The 16,246-nt window shown below is 67.6% G+C and carries 12 protein-coding genes; 6 read left to right on the top strand and 6 right to left on the bottom strand.

Translation table 11 applies throughout. The annotated features are described in order from the left end of the window. Nucleotides 1-179 precede the first annotated feature (179 nt). Nucleotides 180-1,541 carry an MFS transporter gene (locus M7H19_RS13315; RefSeq protein ID WP_298181161.1) on the bottom strand — a complete coding sequence of 454 codons (1,362 nt, stop codon included), beginning with the start codon at nt 1,539-1,541 and terminating at the stop codon, nt 180-182. Nucleotides 1,542-1,610: 69 nt separating this feature from the next. After that, nucleotides 1,611-2,291: a pyridoxamine 5'-phosphate oxidase gene (gene pdxH, locus M7H19_RS13310; RefSeq protein ID WP_298181159.1), complete on the bottom strand. Its 681-nt coding sequence runs from the start codon at nt 2,289-2,291 to the stop codon at nt 1,611-1,613. A gap of 268 nt (nt 2,292-2,559) precedes the next feature. Between pdxH and M7H19_RS13305 the strand changes: the two genes are divergently transcribed. Further along, nucleotides 2,560-3,729: a citrate synthase 2 gene (locus tag M7H19_RS13305; RefSeq protein ID WP_298181157.1), complete on the top strand. Its 1,170-nt coding sequence runs from the start codon at nt 2,560-2,562 to the stop codon at nt 3,727-3,729. 52 nt (nt 3,730-3,781) lie between these two features. Here the strand turns inward: M7H19_RS13305 and M7H19_RS13300 are convergent, their stop codons facing one another. After that, entirely contained in the window at nt 3,782-5,488 is a 1,707-nt protein-coding gene (locus tag M7H19_RS13300; RefSeq protein ID WP_298181155.1) for an SDR family oxidoreductase, read from the bottom strand. A 154-nt stretch (nt 5,489-5,642) separates the two neighbouring features. On the opposite strand from M7H19_RS13300, the gene M7H19_RS13295 reads away from it, so the two are divergent. The 4 genes from M7H19_RS13295 to sepH all read left to right on the top strand — a co-directional run bounded on the left by M7H19_RS13295 (nt 5,643) and on the right by sepH (nt 11,045). Then, entirely contained in the window at nt 5,643-7,421 is a 1,779-nt protein-coding gene (locus tag M7H19_RS13295) for an L-lactate permease (RefSeq protein ID WP_298181153.1), read from the top strand. A 20-nt stretch (nt 7,422-7,441) separates the two neighbouring features. Further along, nucleotides 7,442-8,803 (top strand): serine hydrolase domain-containing protein, encoded by a 1,362-nt coding sequence (locus tag M7H19_RS13290; protein ID WP_298181151.1) that lies wholly within the window; start codon nt 7,442-7,444, stop codon nt 8,801-8,803. A gap of 44 nt (nt 8,804-8,847) precedes the next feature. Beyond that, nucleotides 8,848-9,978: a phosphoserine transaminase gene (serC, locus tag M7H19_RS13285; protein WP_298181149.1), complete on the top strand. Its 1,131-nt coding sequence runs from the start codon at nt 8,848-8,850 to the stop codon at nt 9,976-9,978. Nucleotides 9,979-10,166: 188 nt separating this feature from the next. After that, the gene (sepH, locus tag M7H19_RS13280) at nt 10,167-11,045 is read left to right on the top strand and encodes a septation protein SepH (protein WP_298181148.1); all 879 of its coding nucleotides are present in this window, start codon (nt 10,167-10,169) and stop codon (nt 11,043-11,045) included. A gap of 214 nt (nt 11,046-11,259) precedes the next feature. Here the strand turns inward: sepH and M7H19_RS13275 are convergent, their stop codons facing one another. Next, on the bottom strand, nt 11,260-12,414 hold the full coding sequence (locus tag M7H19_RS13275) for an NAD-dependent epimerase/dehydratase family protein (protein WP_298181147.1): 1,155 nt from the start codon (nt 12,412-12,414) through the stop codon (nt 11,260-11,262). Nucleotides 12,415-12,562: 148 nt separating this feature from the next. Here M7H19_RS13275 and M7H19_RS13270 point away from each other — a divergent pair, with 148 nt between their 5' ends. Then, nucleotides 12,563-13,087, top strand: coding sequence for a GtrA family protein (locus M7H19_RS13270; RefSeq protein WP_298181145.1), 525 nt, complete (start codon nt 12,563-12,565; stop codon nt 13,085-13,087). On the opposite strand, the gene M7H19_RS13265 is transcribed toward M7H19_RS13270, so the two are convergent. Continuing rightward, a complete protein-coding gene (locus M7H19_RS13265) occupies nt 13,011-15,260 on the bottom strand; it encodes a glycosyltransferase (protein ID WP_298181144.1) in 2,250 nt (749 codons plus the stop codon). The two genes, M7H19_RS13270 and M7H19_RS13265, sit on opposite strands and share 77 nt — an antisense overlap. A gap of 3 nt (nt 15,261-15,263) precedes the next feature. Next, entirely contained in the window at nt 15,264-16,208 is a 945-nt protein-coding gene (locus M7H19_RS13260) for an NAD(P)-dependent oxidoreductase (RefSeq protein WP_298181142.1), read from the bottom strand. Nucleotides 16,209-16,246: the final 38 nt, after the last annotated feature.

Genomic DNA, 16,246 nt, shown 5'->3' with positions numbered 1-16,246 from the left:
GGCGACATACTAGCAACCGAGATAATAAGCGATTCAACTACTTGAGGGACCTTTGGTCCTTTTCAGTCACGCCATTCGCTCGCCCTTCACCCGATTGGATAAACCTATTCGGATTATCTCGACAGCGAGTGATCCACCGTGAGCAACACAAAGCCACATGCCAGCACATTGAGTAGTAATCATACTACTCTCCGCTTACGCCGACTCGGTCGGCTCGGCCCCTCCTCCTTCGCCGCCTTCTTCGACGTCGGAGCCCGGTAACGCCAGAACGCCGGCAGCAGGAACGCCGACACCACCACACCCACAACCACGAGCAGTCCCCCACCGGATGTCGCCAGGGTGGTGCCCACCGCCGCGGCAGCCCATCCGTGAGTCAGGTCCGCGACACGTGGCCCACCCGCGACGACCACGGTGAACGCGCCCTGCATGCGCCCGCGCATCTCGTCGGTGGCCGCCGTCTGCAGGATCGCCTGCCGGAAGATCGCACTCACCATGTCGGCGGCACCACCGATCGCGAGGAACACGACCGCCAGCCACAGCGACTGCGACAGACCGAACCCGACCATCGCAAGTCCCCAGGCCGCGATGGCCACCACGACGGCCACACCGTGCCTACTCACCCGGTGCGCCCATCCGGACATCACGCCGATGAGCATGGCGCCGAGCGGGATCGCCGCATACAGCCAGCCCAGGGCGAAGCCACCACCCGGCGGGTCGCCGAACGTGCGTTCGGCGAGCTCGGGGAACAGAGCCCGCGGCATCCCGGCCACCATCGCGACGATGTCCACGATGAAAGACGCGAGCAACACCTTCTGGGTACCCAGGTAGCGGAAGCCCGCGAGGACATCCCGGATTCCCGCGCTGCGGATCTGTCCCGACAACGGTGGCAACGCCGGTAGTCGCCACACCGCCCACAGCACGGCGATCAGCGCGACGGTGTCCACGAGGTACAGTGTCGACAGGCCCACCACGGGCAGGAACGCCCCGGCAGCCATCGGCCCGAACACGGCGCCGAACGTGGTCACCGTGCTGGTCAGGGCAGCGGCGGAGGCGAGCAGGTGCTTGGGCACCACCCGTGCCACCACGGCCTGACGCGTGGGCATGTTGACCGCGAAGAACGCCTGGTTGACGCTGAGCAGCCCGAGCACGAGCCATACCGATCCGATGTCGGCGAACGCCTGAGCCCACAGCAGCACCGCGGTGACGGCGATACCGACATTGCTCACCAGCAGAAGGACCCGCCGGTCCACGGTATCAGCGATGGCACCGCCCCACAGCCCGAAGACCAACAGCGGGACGAGACCGAACAGCCCGGTGAGACCGACGTATGCCGACGAACCGGTGATGTCGTAGATCTGTTTGGGCACGGCCACGGCCGTGACCTGGCTGCCGAGTGCGGTCACGATCGAGGTGACCCACAGCCGCCGGAACGCGGGTATGCGCAGCGGCCTCCGGTCGGCGACCACCGAGCCGAGGAACTTGCGGAGGCGTCCGGGGGAAGGGGGCGGTGTCGACGGCGCTTCCGAGGTCTGCTCGCTCACGCGAAGAGAGCTTAGCCGAGCTAACGAACTACTCCAGCAACGTCGTCACACCGCCACATCGCAAAAGCGTCAGGGAGCGATGCGCTGGATACTCCAGCCGTCCTCGGTGCACACGTACCGCAACCGGTCGTGCAGCCGGTCCTGCCTGCCCTGCCAGAACTCGACGATCTCGGGCCGGACGCGCCAGCCGCCCCAGTGCGGGGGAACCGGGATGCGCTCGACGTCGCGGAACCGGCGTTCGATGGCGTTCAACGCGGTGTCGAGGTCACGCCTGCCGTCGACGACCTTCGACTGAGGCGACGCCCACGCACCGAGCTGCGACCCGCGTGGCCGGGTGGCCCAGTACGCCGCGGTCTCGGCGGGGTCCACCTTCTCCACTTCGCCACGCACGTGTACCTGACGCTGCAGGGGATACCACGGGAACGTGACCGACGCGTAGCGCGTGACGGTGAGATCGTGGCTCTTGGCCGAGGTGTAATTGGTGTAGAACACGATGCCGCGCTCGTCGAGCCCCTTGCACAGCACCGTCCGTGAGGACGGCCGACCGTCGGCGTCGGCGGTGGCGAGCACCATCGCGTTGGGCTCGGCCAGACCGTGGGCCAACGCCTCGTCGAGCCACGCCTGAAGTTGTTCGACCCAGGACTGCGCGAGATCGGATTCCTCGAGAGCCTCACCGTCGTAGGCGACCCGCATAGCGGGTAACCGCACGGCGGCGTCAATGCTGCCCGTGGCGTTTCCGAGTTCGGCCATGCCAACCTCCCGCACCTGTTATCCCCGGCTTGGGGCCGACGGTAAATGTTCTCACGAGAACGCGAAAGTGCAGGAACAGTGATTGGAGCCACTCGCACCCCGATAGGCTTTTCTGAATCGTTCTCGGAATCGTGACCGAAACCACCACGCTTTTGATTGCTGCCTCTTCGTAATGCGGGCAAAGTCACTTCCACCGCGCGACGAGGCGCAGCAACCCGTGCCTCACGCGCCGACGACCAACGGCGGCTCGCACGAAAGGTCTACTGCCATGGCAACCACCAAGAACGGGCAGACGGCGACAGAAGAGGCACAGAGCCACGAACCGGACGACGGTTTCCGACCGGGGCTCGAAGGTGTGGTCGCGTTCCGTACGGAGATCGCCGAACCGGACCGCGACGGAGGCGCACTGCGTTATCGCGGGGTGGACATCGAGGAACTCGCGGGCAAGGTCGGCTTCGGTGATGTGTGGGGACTGCTCGTCGACGGTCATTTCGACAATGGCCTGGCCCCTGACGAACCGTTTCCCATTCCCGTATATAGCGGTGACGTACGCGCCGACGTCCAGTCCGCGTTGCCCGCGCTCGCGCCGCGGTGGGGGCTGAAACCGGTACTCGACATCTCCGACACCGAGGTCCGGGACCAGCTCGCCCGTGTCTCGGCGATCGCGCTGTCGTTCATCGCCCAGTCCGCACGCGGAGTCGACCTGCCCGCAGTGCCGCAGTCCCGGGTCGACGAGGCACGCGGCATCACAGAGCGGTTCCTCGTGCGTTGGCGGGGCGAGCCGGAACCGGCCCACGTGAAGGCCCTCGACGCCTACTGGGTGTCGGCCGCCGAGCACGGTCTCAACGCCTCCACGTTCACCGCCCGGGTGATCGCCTCCACCGGCGCCGACGTCGCGGCGGCCGTCTCCGGAGCGATCGGCGCGATGTCCGGGCCACTGCACGGTGGTGCGCCCGCCCGGGTGCTGCCGATGATTGAGGAGGTGGAGCGCACGGGTGACGCGCGCGCCGTGGTGCGGGGCATCCTCGACCGCAAGGAACGGCTGATGGGTTTCGGGCACCGTGTGTACCGCGCCGAGGACCCGCGGGCGAGGGTGCTGCGGCGCACGTGCAAGGAGCTCGGCGCCGCGCGGTACGAGGTCGCCGCCGAGTTGGAACAGGCCGCGCTGACCGAACTGCGGGATCGGCGTCCCGACCGGGCGATCGAGACGAACGTGGAGTTCTGGGCCGCGGTGGTCCTCGACTTCGCGCAGGTACCTCCGGCCATGATGCCCGCGATGTTCACAGCGGCGCGGACGGCGGGATGGGCCGCCCACATCCTGGAGCAGAAGCGCACGGGCAGGCTCGTGCGGCCGTCCGCGACCTACGTGGGACCCGGTTCCAGGCCCGTACAGGAAGTTCGGGGCTGGGAACGGGTGGTGGACACCGGCACGCCCTGATGCGCCCTTCGAAAAGGATCTTCCGGTCCGAGTGACCGGAAGATCCGACCGCTCACCGTTTGCGCAGGGCCGCGCGCACCAGTCCGGGAACCCAGCGGCTGAGCAGGCGCGCGGCCTTCGCCTCCACGGTGGGTGTCACCACGGCGAGGTCGCGCTCCACCGCCTGCAGCACGGCTTTCGCCACGAGCTCCGGCTTGGCGTCGCGTGCGGTGAACAATCGCTGCGCCTTGCGCCGCCTGCGCTGCTGTTCGAACTCGTCGGTACCGGCGAAGCGGGTGGTTCTCACGATGTCCGTGGCCACGAAGCCGGGGCACACGGCACTGACCCCGATACCGGAAGCGCCGAGTTCGGCACGCAGACTCTCGCTGAGCATCAGGACGGCGGCCTTGCCGGTGGAGTACGCGGGCAACGTCGCGTTCGGCAGGTAAGCCGCCATCGAGGCGATGTTGACCAGGTGACCGCCTTCGCCTCGCTCGACCATCCTCGCCGCGAACAGGCGACACCCGTGGAGCACTCCCCAGAAGTTCACGTCGAGGTGTCGCCGCCACTCCTCCTCGGTGGTGTCGAGGACGGACCCGGCGAGTCCGACGCCCGCGTTGTTCACCACGATGTCGGGCACGCCGCACTCGGCGACCACGGAGTCGGCGAACGCGCGCATGGCCTCGCCGTCGGCGACGTCGACTCGACGGGTCGTCACCGCGATGCCTAGCCCGCGGACCTCGTCGGCCGTGTCGGAGAGGGAGGCGGGGTCGATGTCGGCGAGTACCAGATCGGCTCCTTCGCGCGCGAATTCGAGCGCGGTGGCGCGGCCGATGCCCTTGCCCGCACCGGTGATCACGACCAGCCGGCCGTCGAACCGGGCTCGTCCGGAGGGGTCCCGACGGGCGCGGCGCAGTGCCCGGGTCTCTGGCCCGCCCTCGATGTGGGTCACGAACTCGGCCGTGGCGGCGGCGATCCTCCCGGGATCGGCACGCACCACCCAATGACCTCCGGGGACGCAGCGCACCCGCAGGTTCTTCGCCCACCGGCCGAGCTCGGTTTGCAGTGGCACACCGACGAACGGATCGGCTCGGGGCGCGAGCACCTGTACCGGGACGTCCACCCGACGCGGCGTCCGACCGCGACCGAGTGCACGCATCATGTTGGCGCGGTAGAGGTTGAGGCCGTACACGGCGTCGGCGGTCACCGGGTTCGGTTCGTCGGGTTCGAACCTCCGCACCAAAGCGGCGGTGACCCCGGTACGCCAGGCCAGTTCGGGCAGGCCGGGCAGTTGGAAGAAACCGATGTAGCCCGACCGCGCCAACTGGGACAGCACGGCGGGAAGCCGCCGGGGGTTCCGCAGTCCCGAACGCAACCAGCGCGAGGCGTGGTCCAGCGGCGGCCCGGAGATCGAGGTGAACGACGCGACCTTGCCGCGCAACCATGGACCGGCCACCGCGTGCCAGACCTGGATGGAGCCCCAGTCGTGGGCGAGCAGGTGCACGGGCCGGTCGGGCGAGGTCGCCTCGATCACGTCCCGCAGGTCCTCGGCGAGCTGGTCGAGCCGGTAGGCCTCCTGCCGCCGAGGCCGGTCGGAGAAGCCCGCGCCCCGCACGTCGTAGGTGACGACGCGGAACTGCGGGAGATGACGTAGCACGTCGTCCCACAGTGTGGCGTTGTCCGGATATCCGTGTACACACACGAGCGTGGGCGCTTTCCGGGGGCCCCGTACCCGCACCGCCAACCGCACGCCGTCGCTGGCCGTCACCGTTGTCCGCATCGCCTCATGCTAAGGCGACCACCCGCCACTCGAACTATTGACGCCGGGCCAACGCGCTGTAACACTGTGTGATTCCAGCAACATGACAGAAATCACATTCCGGCATGCGGAAAGTCGCTGGGACACCTGAACCACCGACGAAGGCGGTACGGGCATGGATGACCTGGCAGTGCTGAGCCTGATCGCGTTGGCTCCCATCGCGGTCATCGGTTTCCTCCTCGTCGGACTACGCTGGCCCGCCAAGTACGCGATGCCGATCGGATTCGCCGTCGTCGTCAGCATCGCCGCCTTCGTGTGGGGCGTCGAACCGGTGACGATCGCGGCCTCCAGCATCGAGGGCCTCGTCCTCGCCGTGGGCCTGCTCTACATCGTGTTCGGAGCGCTGTTGTTGCTCGGCACGCTGGCGAACAGTGGGGCGCTGGCCACCATCCGCGCCACCTTCACCGACATCAGCACCGACCGGCGCGTCCAGGCCGTGATCATCGGTTGGCTGTTCGGCAGCTTCATCGAGGGCGCCTCCGGGTTCGGCACACCCGCCGCGGTGGTCGCACCACTGCTGCTGGCACTCGGCTTCCCCGCGATGGCAGCGGTGCTGGTCGGGCTGGTCATCCAAAGCACACCCGTCACTTTCGGCGCCGTGGGCACCCCCGTCCTCGTGGGAGTCACCGACGGGCTCGGTGGCAGTGCCGCCGTCGAGGACCGCGCGTCGTTTCTCGGCCTGCCCATGCCCGACTACATCGCCCACATCGCGCTGGACGCCGCCATCATCCACGCGATCGTCGGCACACTCATGCCGCTGTTCCTCGCCTGCCTGCTCACCGGCTTCTTCGGCGCCGACGACAAACCACGGCTGGCACGCTTCGCCGACGGACTCGGCATCTGGAAGTTTGCCCTGTTCGCGGCGTTCGCCATGACCGTGCCGTACCTCACCGTGGCCGCCGTGCTCGGCCCCGAGTTCCCGGCACTGCTCGGTGGCCTCATCGGCCTGGGGATCGTGGTCACCGCCGCACGTCGTGGCCTGTTCCTGCCCCGACGGTCGTGGGACTTCGCTCCCCGCGACACCTGGCATCCGAATTGGATGGGCGCGGTGGTACCCGACACCGAAGTCACGGGCCGCACGATGCACCCCGTACGGGCATGGGCGCCGTACCTTCTCGTGGCCGCGCTGCTGGTGCTGACGCGCACGATCGAACCGCTCACCGACTTCCTCACCGGCCTGTCGCTCGACTTCGACGCCATCCTCGGCACGGGGATCGACGAGAGCCTGGAACCGTTCTACCTGCCCGGATTCATCTTCATCGTGGCGAGCGTGTCGTCCTACGCGCTGCACCGGATGAACCGGGCACAGATCGCGGCATCGTGGAAGGTGGCGGGCAAACAGATCGCGGGCACGGCCGTGGCCCTGCTGTTCGCACTGCCACTCGTGCGGGTGTTCATCAACTCCGACGTGAACTCGTCGGGATACGAGAGCATGCCGTTGGTCCTCGCCGACGGCGCGGCCTCGGCCGTCGGGGACGCCTGGCCGATCCTCGCCCCGTGGATCGGCGCGCTCGGCGCTTTCGTGGCGGGCAGCAACACGGTGAGCAACCTGATGTTCTCGCTGTTCCAGTTCTCCACCGCCGAACAGATCGGAGTGGCGCCCGAGACCGTCGTGGCCGGTCAGGCCATCGGCGGCGCGGCAGGCAACATGATCACGGTGCACAACGTGGTCGCGGCGTCGGCGACCGTGGGCCTGCTGGGCAGAGAAGGCGAGACCATCCGCAAGACGATCATCCCGATGGTCTACTACTGCCTGTTCGCGGGCGCTTTGACGTTCGTGTTCACCAACGGACTGGGACTCAATCTCGGCACGCTCCTGCTCGTGCTGGTGCTCGCAGCGGTCGGCTGGGTGATCTACCGGCTGCAGAGCGGCCGGACAGCGGACAGTCGGTGAGACGCGGCACAATAGCCGCCATGCTGCCTACCACCGAACTCGCCCTGCTCCGCCGCGTGGCCACCGAACAGGCTTCCGGCCGCGCACCGTCGCTCACCGCCGCCGTGATCCGCGACGGTGAACTCGTGTGGTCGGCGGCACGCGGGGAGGTCGACGGCGCGGCCCCCGACAACCTCACGCTCTATCGGATCGGGTCGATCACCAAGTCACTCGTCGCCGCCGTCGTCATGCGGCTGCGCGACGAAGGCCGACTCGATCTGAACGACCCGCTCGAAAAGCACGTACCCGGCACCGAGTTCGAAAACGTCACCATCGCACAGCTGCTCGCTCACACCAGCGGACTCACCTCCGAATCGCCCGGCGCGTGGTGGGAACGCGCCCCGGGCGGCACCTGGACCGAGTTGAACGCGAGCCTCGGCCCGAGCGAGCTCAAACACCGCCCCGGACGCCGGTTCCACTACTCCAACGTCGGCTACGGCGTACTCGGCGAGCTCGTGGCCAGGCTGCGGGGCACCACCTGGCTGCAGGCCGTGCGCGACGAAGTCCTTCTGCCACTGGGGATGTCCCACACCACCGACCGTCCCGAGGGCAGGCACGCCCAGGGCTACGCCGTGCACCCGTTCGCCGACGTCGTCCTGCCCGAACCCGAACACGACGCGGGCGCGATGGCCCCGGCCGGGCAGCTGTGGTCGTGTATCGACGACCTCTCCCACTGGACCGCGTTCGTGGGCGGTGACACCGGCGACGTGCTGCACCCCGACACGGTGGCCGAGATGCGGGAGGCCGCCGTGATCGACGACAGCGGTTCGTGGACGGCCGGGTACGGCCTCGGCCTGCAACTCGCCCACGTGCACGGCAAACGACTGGCCGGACACACCGGGTCCATGCCGGGTTTCCTCGCCTGCTCCATGATCGACCCCGCGACCCGGACGGGCGCGGTGGCGTTCGCCAACACCACGTCGGGCATCGGCGTCCTGTCGCTCACCGCCGACCTCATCGCCATGGCCGACGACTACGAACCGCCTCTGCCCGCCGAATGGCGCCCGGCCCCCATCGACCCCGCGCTGCTGGAGCTGACCGGCCTGTGGCACTGGGGCCCGTCGCCGTACCACCTTCGAGTGCTGCCGAACGGGTGGCTCGACCTCGGTCCCGCCGTCGGCGCGGGCAGGGCCTCACGCTTCCGGCCACTCGACGACGACCGGTGGCTGGGCCTCGACGGCTACTACGCAGGTGAGACCCTCACCGTCGGCAGGGACTCCGACGGCCGCCCCCACTACCTCGACCTGGCCACCTTCGTCTTCACCCGCACGCCGTACGACCCCACGGCCCCCGTCCCCGGCGGCGTCGACGACACAGGCTGGCAGCCGAGGCCCGAGAGGTGAGAAACACCATTCACCCCTCGGACACCACGTGGAAGACTGGAGACATGACCGAAGCCGCTGAGCTGACTCTGCCCGCAGAACTCAAGCCCTCCGATGGCCGGTTCGGGTGCGGCCCTTCCAAGGTTCGGCCCGAACAGCTCGCCAACCTCGCCAAGGAGGGAGCGAACGTCCTCGGTACCTCCCACCGCCAGAAACCGGTCAAGTCCCTCGTCGGCCGGCTCCGCTCCGGACTCACCGAGCTGTTCGGCCTGCCCGACGGTTACGAGGTCGTCCTCGGCAACGGCGGTACCACGGCGTTCTGGGACGCGGCGGCGTTCGGTCTCGTCCGGGAACGCGCGCAGCACTTCACCTACGGCGAGTTCTCGGCGAAGTTTGCCAAGGTGACCGACAAGGCACCGTTCCTCGGCGACTCGATCATCGTGGCCGGTGAGCCGGGCAGCGCGCCCGAGATCGCCTACCAGCAGGGCGCCGACCTGGTGGCCTGGGCACACAACGAGACCTCCACCGGTGTCGCCGTCCCCGTGCGGCGCCCCGAGGGCAGCGACGGCGCGCTCGTCGCCATCGACGCGACCTCAGGCGCCGGTGGGCTGCCTGTGAACGCCACCGACTTCGACGTCTACTACTTCGCGCCCCAGAAATCGTTCGCCTCCGACGGCGGGCTGTGGGTCGCGCTGATGTCGCCCGCCGCCGTCGAGCGGGTGAACGAGATCGGTTCCTCCGACCGCTGGGTGCCGGACTTCCTGTCGCTGCCCACCGCCCTGGACAACTCTCGCAAGGATCAGACCTACAACACCCCCGCCGTGGCGACCTTGTTCCTGCTGGTTGACCAGGTCGAGTGGATGCTCGAACAGGGCGGCCTGGACTGGACCACCGCGCGCACGAAGGACTCGTCGAACCGGCTCTACGAGTGGGCGGAGAAGACCTCCTACACCACGCCGTTCGTCAGCGACCCCGCACTGCGGTCGCAGGTGGTCGGCACCGTCGACTTCGACGACTCCGTCGACGCCGCGCTGGTGGCCAAGACCCTGCGGGCGAACGGCATCGTGGACGTCGAGCCGTACCGCAAACTCGGCCGCAACCAACTCCGCGTCGGCATGTTCCCCGCCGTCGAACCCGACGACGTCACCGCGCTGACCCGATGCATCGACTGGGTCGTCGAACGCGTAGCGAAGTAAGGGCGAAGTAAGGATCACGGATTCGCCTGATCGAGAAGTGGGTATCCCGGCGCGTCGGGCCCGATAGGAAGTACCTATCGAGCACGATCAGTAACGGATGTGCACGGAGTCCGGCGCGCCTCACCCGTCAAGGCGACGCGCCGTTCTACCGTAGACGCCCACATAGGTGATGTCTTTCGGAGGCGGGAATGCGAACGCTACGAGTGGTCGGGTTGCACGAGGACGGCAAGTCCATCGTGTGCGAAGACCCGGAGCGGCGTGAACGATTCCTCCTGCCCGCGGACGAGCGGCTGCGTGCGGCCGCTCGTGGTGACATCGCTCGACTCGGCCAGATCGAGATCGAGCAGGAATACACGATGCGGCCGCGTGAGATCCAGGCTCGCATCAGGGCCGGGGAGTCGGTCGAGGAAGTCGCGTCGGCTGCGGGCATGTCCACAACGCGCGTCGAACGGTTCGCCTATCCGGTGTTGCTGGAGCGGTCCCGCACCGCCGAACTCGCGCAACGCGCCCACCCCGTCCGCGAGGACGGCCCTGACGTGCGGACTCTCGGTGAGGTCGTTGCTCACTCGTTCGCGCTGCGGGGGCAGGACTACGCACAAGCGAAGTGGGACGCGTGGCGGTCGGAAGAGGGCAAGTGGGTCGTCGGGCTGTCCTGGACGGCGGGCCGTTCGGACAACCGTGCACGCTGGTCGTACTCCCCCGGGGCCCACGGCGGCACGGTGACGGCGCTGGACGAGTTGGCCGAGACGTTGCTCGACCCGGAGTCGTACCACGCGCCCAGGGCCGTCGGTCGGCGAGGTGAGCCGGTGTACGAGGACGGTCCCGCGCACGGCCTGCCCTCGTTCGAACGAGAAGGTGCCATGGTGATCGAAGCGCCGATCCCCACACCTGCGGATGATCGCGCCGATCGCTTCGATCGTGGCGCCGAACGGCAGGACGACGACAACGGGTTGGTGCCCGAGCAGACCTCGTCCGCCGTTTCCGCCCGCGGCAAGTCGAAGAAGGGCCACCCCACTGTGCCGGCCTGGGAGGACGTCCTCCTGGGAGTGCGCAGCCAACGAGGCTAAAGCCCCACCGTGTCCGCAGCCTGCGACGCCGTGTCCGCAGGTTAGGTAGCCGTGTCCGCAGCCTGCGTAGTCCTAGCGGCATCGTCCGGCGTGGACACATCGGCACACACTGCGACACATCGACATGGTCTGCGGACACAGCTACACAAACTGCGGACACACCGACAGGTGAAAGCCCCCACCCTCGGTGGGGGCTTTCACCTGTGTCGTCACATCAGGAGTTCTTGGCGTTCGCCCACTTCACACTCGGAAGCAGCTTCCCCATGTCCACGCGGTGCTTGTTCTCCTCGATGATGGGGAACAGCGACTCGATCAGCGTGTCGGAGAGCAGGTGCGGCTTGAGGCCCAGGTCCAAAAGCCCCGTGTGTTTGACGTTGTAGTAGTGCTCCTCCAGCTCCCAGCGCGGGTTCTCGAGGTAGTCGATCTGCACGGAACCCGGGTATGCCTCTGCGACGAGCTCGGCGAGTTGCTTCACCGAGAAGCTCTCGGTCATCTGGTTGAACACGCGGTACTCGCCACGCTCGGCCGGGTTCTCCACCGCCAGCCGCACGCACTCCACAGTGTCGCGAATGTCCAGCATGCCGCGCGTCTGGCCGCCCTTGCCGTAAACGGTCAACGGCTGGCCCAGCGCGGCCTGGATCACGAAGCGGTTCAGCACGGTGCCGAAGACAGCGTCGTAGTCGAGCCGGGTCGCCAGGCGCGGGTCACGTGTGGTCTGCTCGGTCTGCTGGCCGTACACGATGCCCTGGTTGAGGTCGGTGGCGCGCATGCCCCAGATCCGGCAACCGAACTCGATGTTGTGCGAGTCGTGCACCTTGGTCAGGTGGTAGAACGAGCCCGCCTTCTTCGGGAAGAGCATCCGGTCCTTGCGACCGTTGTGCTCGATCTCGATCCAGCCTTCCTCGATGTCGATGTTCGGGGTGCCGTACTCACCCATCGTGCCGAGCTTCACCAAGTGGATCTCAGGGTTGATCTCGGCGATGGCGTACATGACGTTGAGGTTGCCGATCACGTTGTTGTGCTGCGTGTAGACGGCGTGCTCGCGGTCAATCATCGAGTACGGCGCGGCCCGCTGCTCGCCGAAGTGGATGATCGTGTCGGGTTCGAACTCACGCACGGCCCGGTACAGGAAGTCGGCGTCCAGCAGGTCGCCGACGTACATGGGGATCTCCTTACCGGAGACCTCCTTCCACGCCGCGACGCGGACGTCCAAGTCCTCGATCGGGACCAGGCTCTGTGAACCGAGTTCCTCGTCGTACTTTCTGCGAGCGAAGTTGTCGAGAACGGCGACTTCGTGGCCGCAATCCGAGAGATGGAGGGCTGTCGGCCACCCCAGATATCCGTCACCACCGAGAACGAGGACTCGCACGACTCGCCTGCCTCCAGACCGTTACTGCCTACGCCCGGACCGGGTTGTTGTCCGGGCGGAACCCCTCATATGTACAGGACTACCGTGTACCACACGGGCACGCGGAGCAACCTCCACGGAGAATACGGGGCGTTCGGCGAACGCCTCGATGGCGGGTATGCACAATGGAGAAGTGAGCACCGCTACTCCGGCTGCTACGGAACCGCCGATGTCCGTCCCGGTGAAACAACCCCGGTTGTTGGTCCGGCTCTTCAGGGCCGCCACCAGTTCCGTGCTGGCGACCGCCATCAGTCAAGTCACCCTGATCGGCCTTCTGTGGTGGGGAGCGGTTCCGGCGCTGGCCAGCGCCATGGCTTTCATCGCGGGTGCGATTCCCAACTTCTTCATCGCCCGGCGCTGGGCGTGGGGCCGCAAGGGCAAGCCCCCGGTGAAGGGTGAGCTCGTGCCGTACCTGGTGGTCATAGCCCTCACCGGGGTGGCGTCGGTGGGACTGACCACGCTGGCCGGGTGGCTCACGGAACCGTTGGGATTGACCGGTCTCCTCCGGATCCTCGTTTTGGACGCTGTGTTCCTCAGCAGTTACGCGGTCGTGTTCGTCATGAAGTTCGCACTGCTCGACCGGCTCGTTTTCCGCCGCGGAGCACGTACTCCCGAACCCAGGTCCAAAGCATGACCCTCGCGTAGTTGGCGCCGTACTTGATGCTGCGGCCCTTTTTGCTGGTGCCGTTGTTGCGCAGGCGCATGGTCATGGGGACTTCCAGTACCCGTGCTCCTCGTGCCATGACGCCGAGCAGCAGCTCGGAGGACTGGTACTGCGGTTCGCGCAGCGTCACCGATGTCGCGAGTTCGGCCTTCATCGCGCGGAATCCGAACGACGTGTCGGTGATTCTGCGCAGGGTCAGCAGGGACGCGATCCAGGAGAACACCCGTACGCCGAGCCAGCGGATGGCGCTGTCGTGCTGGTAGCTGCCGAGCCTGCGTGAGCCGGTGACGAAGTCGGCCGTGTCGTCGAGCAGCGGTTTGACCAGCAGCGGCATCTCGTTGTTGTCGTACTGTCCGTCGGCGTCGGTGGTGACGATGTAGCGCGCCCCGCATTCGGCGGCGAGGTGGTAGCCGAGGCGGAGGGCCGCTCCCTGGCCCCGGTTGCGGTCGGCCACGCACACGTACGCGCCCGCTCGGTGTGCGACCTCGGCGGTGTCGTCGGTGGCGCCGTCCACCACGACGAGTGTGGACACGGGCAGGTCACCGACGTGGGTGGGCATTTCCCGCAGCACGGCGCCGATGCCCTTGGCCTCGTTGTAGGCGGCGATCACCACGACCAGCGGGGTGAGCGGATTGTTGCCGTAGCGCTGCCGGAAATCGGCCACCGCCTTGGAGTCGGTCTCGTCGGGGTAGTCGTCCAACTTGGTCCTCCGTCCTGTTGTCACACCGGATGTCTCGGGGCGCGCACCCAGGATCGCAGCGAGCCCGAGCGCACCTCCGAGGGGAAGAAGCACCAGCGCGGGAAGCTGGTATCGCCAGGAGAACTCGAACGCCGCGGCTCCCATCAGGATGATCAAGCCACCGCCGGTGGCGAGGAACGCGGCCGATCTCAATCCCGACCGGCGAGCCTTGCCGACTCCGACGGCGCCGAGCAGTCCGAGCATGGCGAACGCGGCGAGCAACGGCCCCCACGTGTAGCCGCCGCCGAGCTGGTAGGCCCGCAGGAACGACGCGAGCTCGGTATCGGCGTCCGGCAACACACCGTCGTAGGCGTACGTCACCGCGTTGTACCGCTCCACCGATTCGGAGCCGACGTCGTAGTAGGGGTAGGTCACCTGGAAGTGCCAGCGTTCGACGGGCACGTCCTTGGGGTGGGTGCGTTTGACCGGGTCGAAGTTCTTCAAAAAGTCCCGCGCGATCGAGCCGAAGAAGTCCACCGGTTGGTTGAGGATGACTTCCTTGGCGAACTGACCGGCCAGGTCCTCCTTGGTCCGTTCGTCGGGCAGTCCCTCCGGCGGCCAGTCCGGGTCGCCGTACACGAAATGCGTGTAGTAGTCGATGCCTCTGCGTTCGTCGAGCGGTTCGTCGGGGCAGAACAGTCGCAGTCCCGGGTCGTCCTCGGGCAGTTTCGAGCAGTCGGCGACGGTGGCCGTGCGGCCGAAGATCACGTTGCCGGTCGCGCCGGTGAGCCCCCAGTAGCCGGCCTGCGAGTAGAAGTACGCCGAGTACGGCAGCAGGACCGCGGCGACGCCGAGCAGACCGGCCGCGCCCCGCACAGCGATGCGTTTCCACCCGTCCCTGCTGCGCCAGGCGCCGCCCGCCAGCACCAGGTACACCACCATCGGCACCACCAGGGTGAAGCCGATGGTCCTCGTGACCACGGCGCAGCCGATGAGAACCCCCGCCAGGGCGGCTCGCCCCCACGTCGGCTCGCCCCTGCCCAGCAGCGCCCACAGCACACCCACCAGGAGAGCCTGGAACCAGACCTCCGACATGACGAGCGCTTCGATCTGCAGCTGGTAGGCGTCGAGCAGCACGGGAGCGGCGGCCAGCGCGCCGATCCAGGTCCTCGACGTGTACCGCAGGGTGAGCGCGTACAGCGACAGCGCGAGCAATACCCCGACCAGGTGCTGTACCGCTTGGACGAACGCGAGCCCGCCAAAGGAGAGCAGCAGCTTGAGCACCACCGTGTACCCGAGCGGGTTGAGGTCGGTGGGCCGCAGGGCGTCGAGGTTTCCGAGGTACCGGAAGCTGTCGATGTAGAGCAGGGCAGGTTCGTACGCCAGCCACACCAGCACACGTAACGTGATGCCGCCGGCGAGCAGGGAAAGCAGCAGCCAGTGGCGGCGGAGGAACCCCGGCACTTCTTAAAACACTTTCTGCCTGTCGTGGTCGAGGAAGTACTGCCAGGTGGCGGCCAGTCCGTCTCGCAGGCTGTACGCCGGGCGGTACCCGATGGTCTCGGCACTGCGGGAGATGTCGACGACCACCGCGGGCATTTCACCACCCGGGGCGGGAACGTGCTCGACGGGAATGGGGCAGCCGGTGACCTCGCGGACCGTGTCGATCAGTTCCAGGACCGGCACCGAGCGGCCCGCACCGATGATGGCCCTGCCCACGTGCCGGGAGTCCCACGCGAGTTCGATGCCCCGCACCACGTCGTCGATGAACACCAGGTCGCGCCGCTGCAGGCCGTCGCCGTAGACCTTCACCCCACCGTCGTGCAGCGCCGCTCGCATGAGCCGGGGCACGAAACTGTCCTTGTGGCTCATACCGGGGCCGTAGACGTTGGTGAACCGCAGTGCGCAGGTGGCCATGCCGTAGGCGCCCGCGTAGCCGGACAGCAGCATCTCGCAGGCCGCTTTGGTGGCGCCGTAGGGGGTGAGCGGCTGCAATGCCATGTCCTCGGTGATGGTTGATGTGCCGACGTCTCCGACCACGGCGTTGGTGGAGGCAAGGAGGAAGCGGGGCACGCCGTGCATCCGCGCCAGTTCCAGCAGTTCGTGGGTGATGGCCACGTTCTCCGTGTACGTCTTCGCGGGCATCTCCACCGAACGCAGCACGGAGGTCACGGCCGCGAGATGGATGATCCCGTCGGTCCCGGGCACCACGGCGCGTTCTCGTACCTCCGGGTCGGCCAGATCGCCTTGAACGGCGACGACCCCCTCGTCGTGCACGGTGACCGATTCCCGGTCCACGATCGTCACCCGCGCGCCGCGACGTCGGAACGCAGCGACGACTGCGCGCCCGATGAAGCCGCAGCCTCCGGTGACCACGACGTGGGGCGAGTCTGAATTGGTGGGTGAAGACATGGGGTCAAACTACCCCCTGCTCCGGTCGGCCCAACCTG

Origin of the sequence: Saccharomonospora sp. (assembly GCF_027317685.1) — a bacterium.
GTDB lineage: Bacteria > Actinomycetota > Actinomycetes > Mycobacteriales > Pseudonocardiaceae > Saccharomonospora.
Note: the sequence above shows the minus strand (reverse complement) of the source record. Positions and strands in the feature narration are given on the sequence as shown.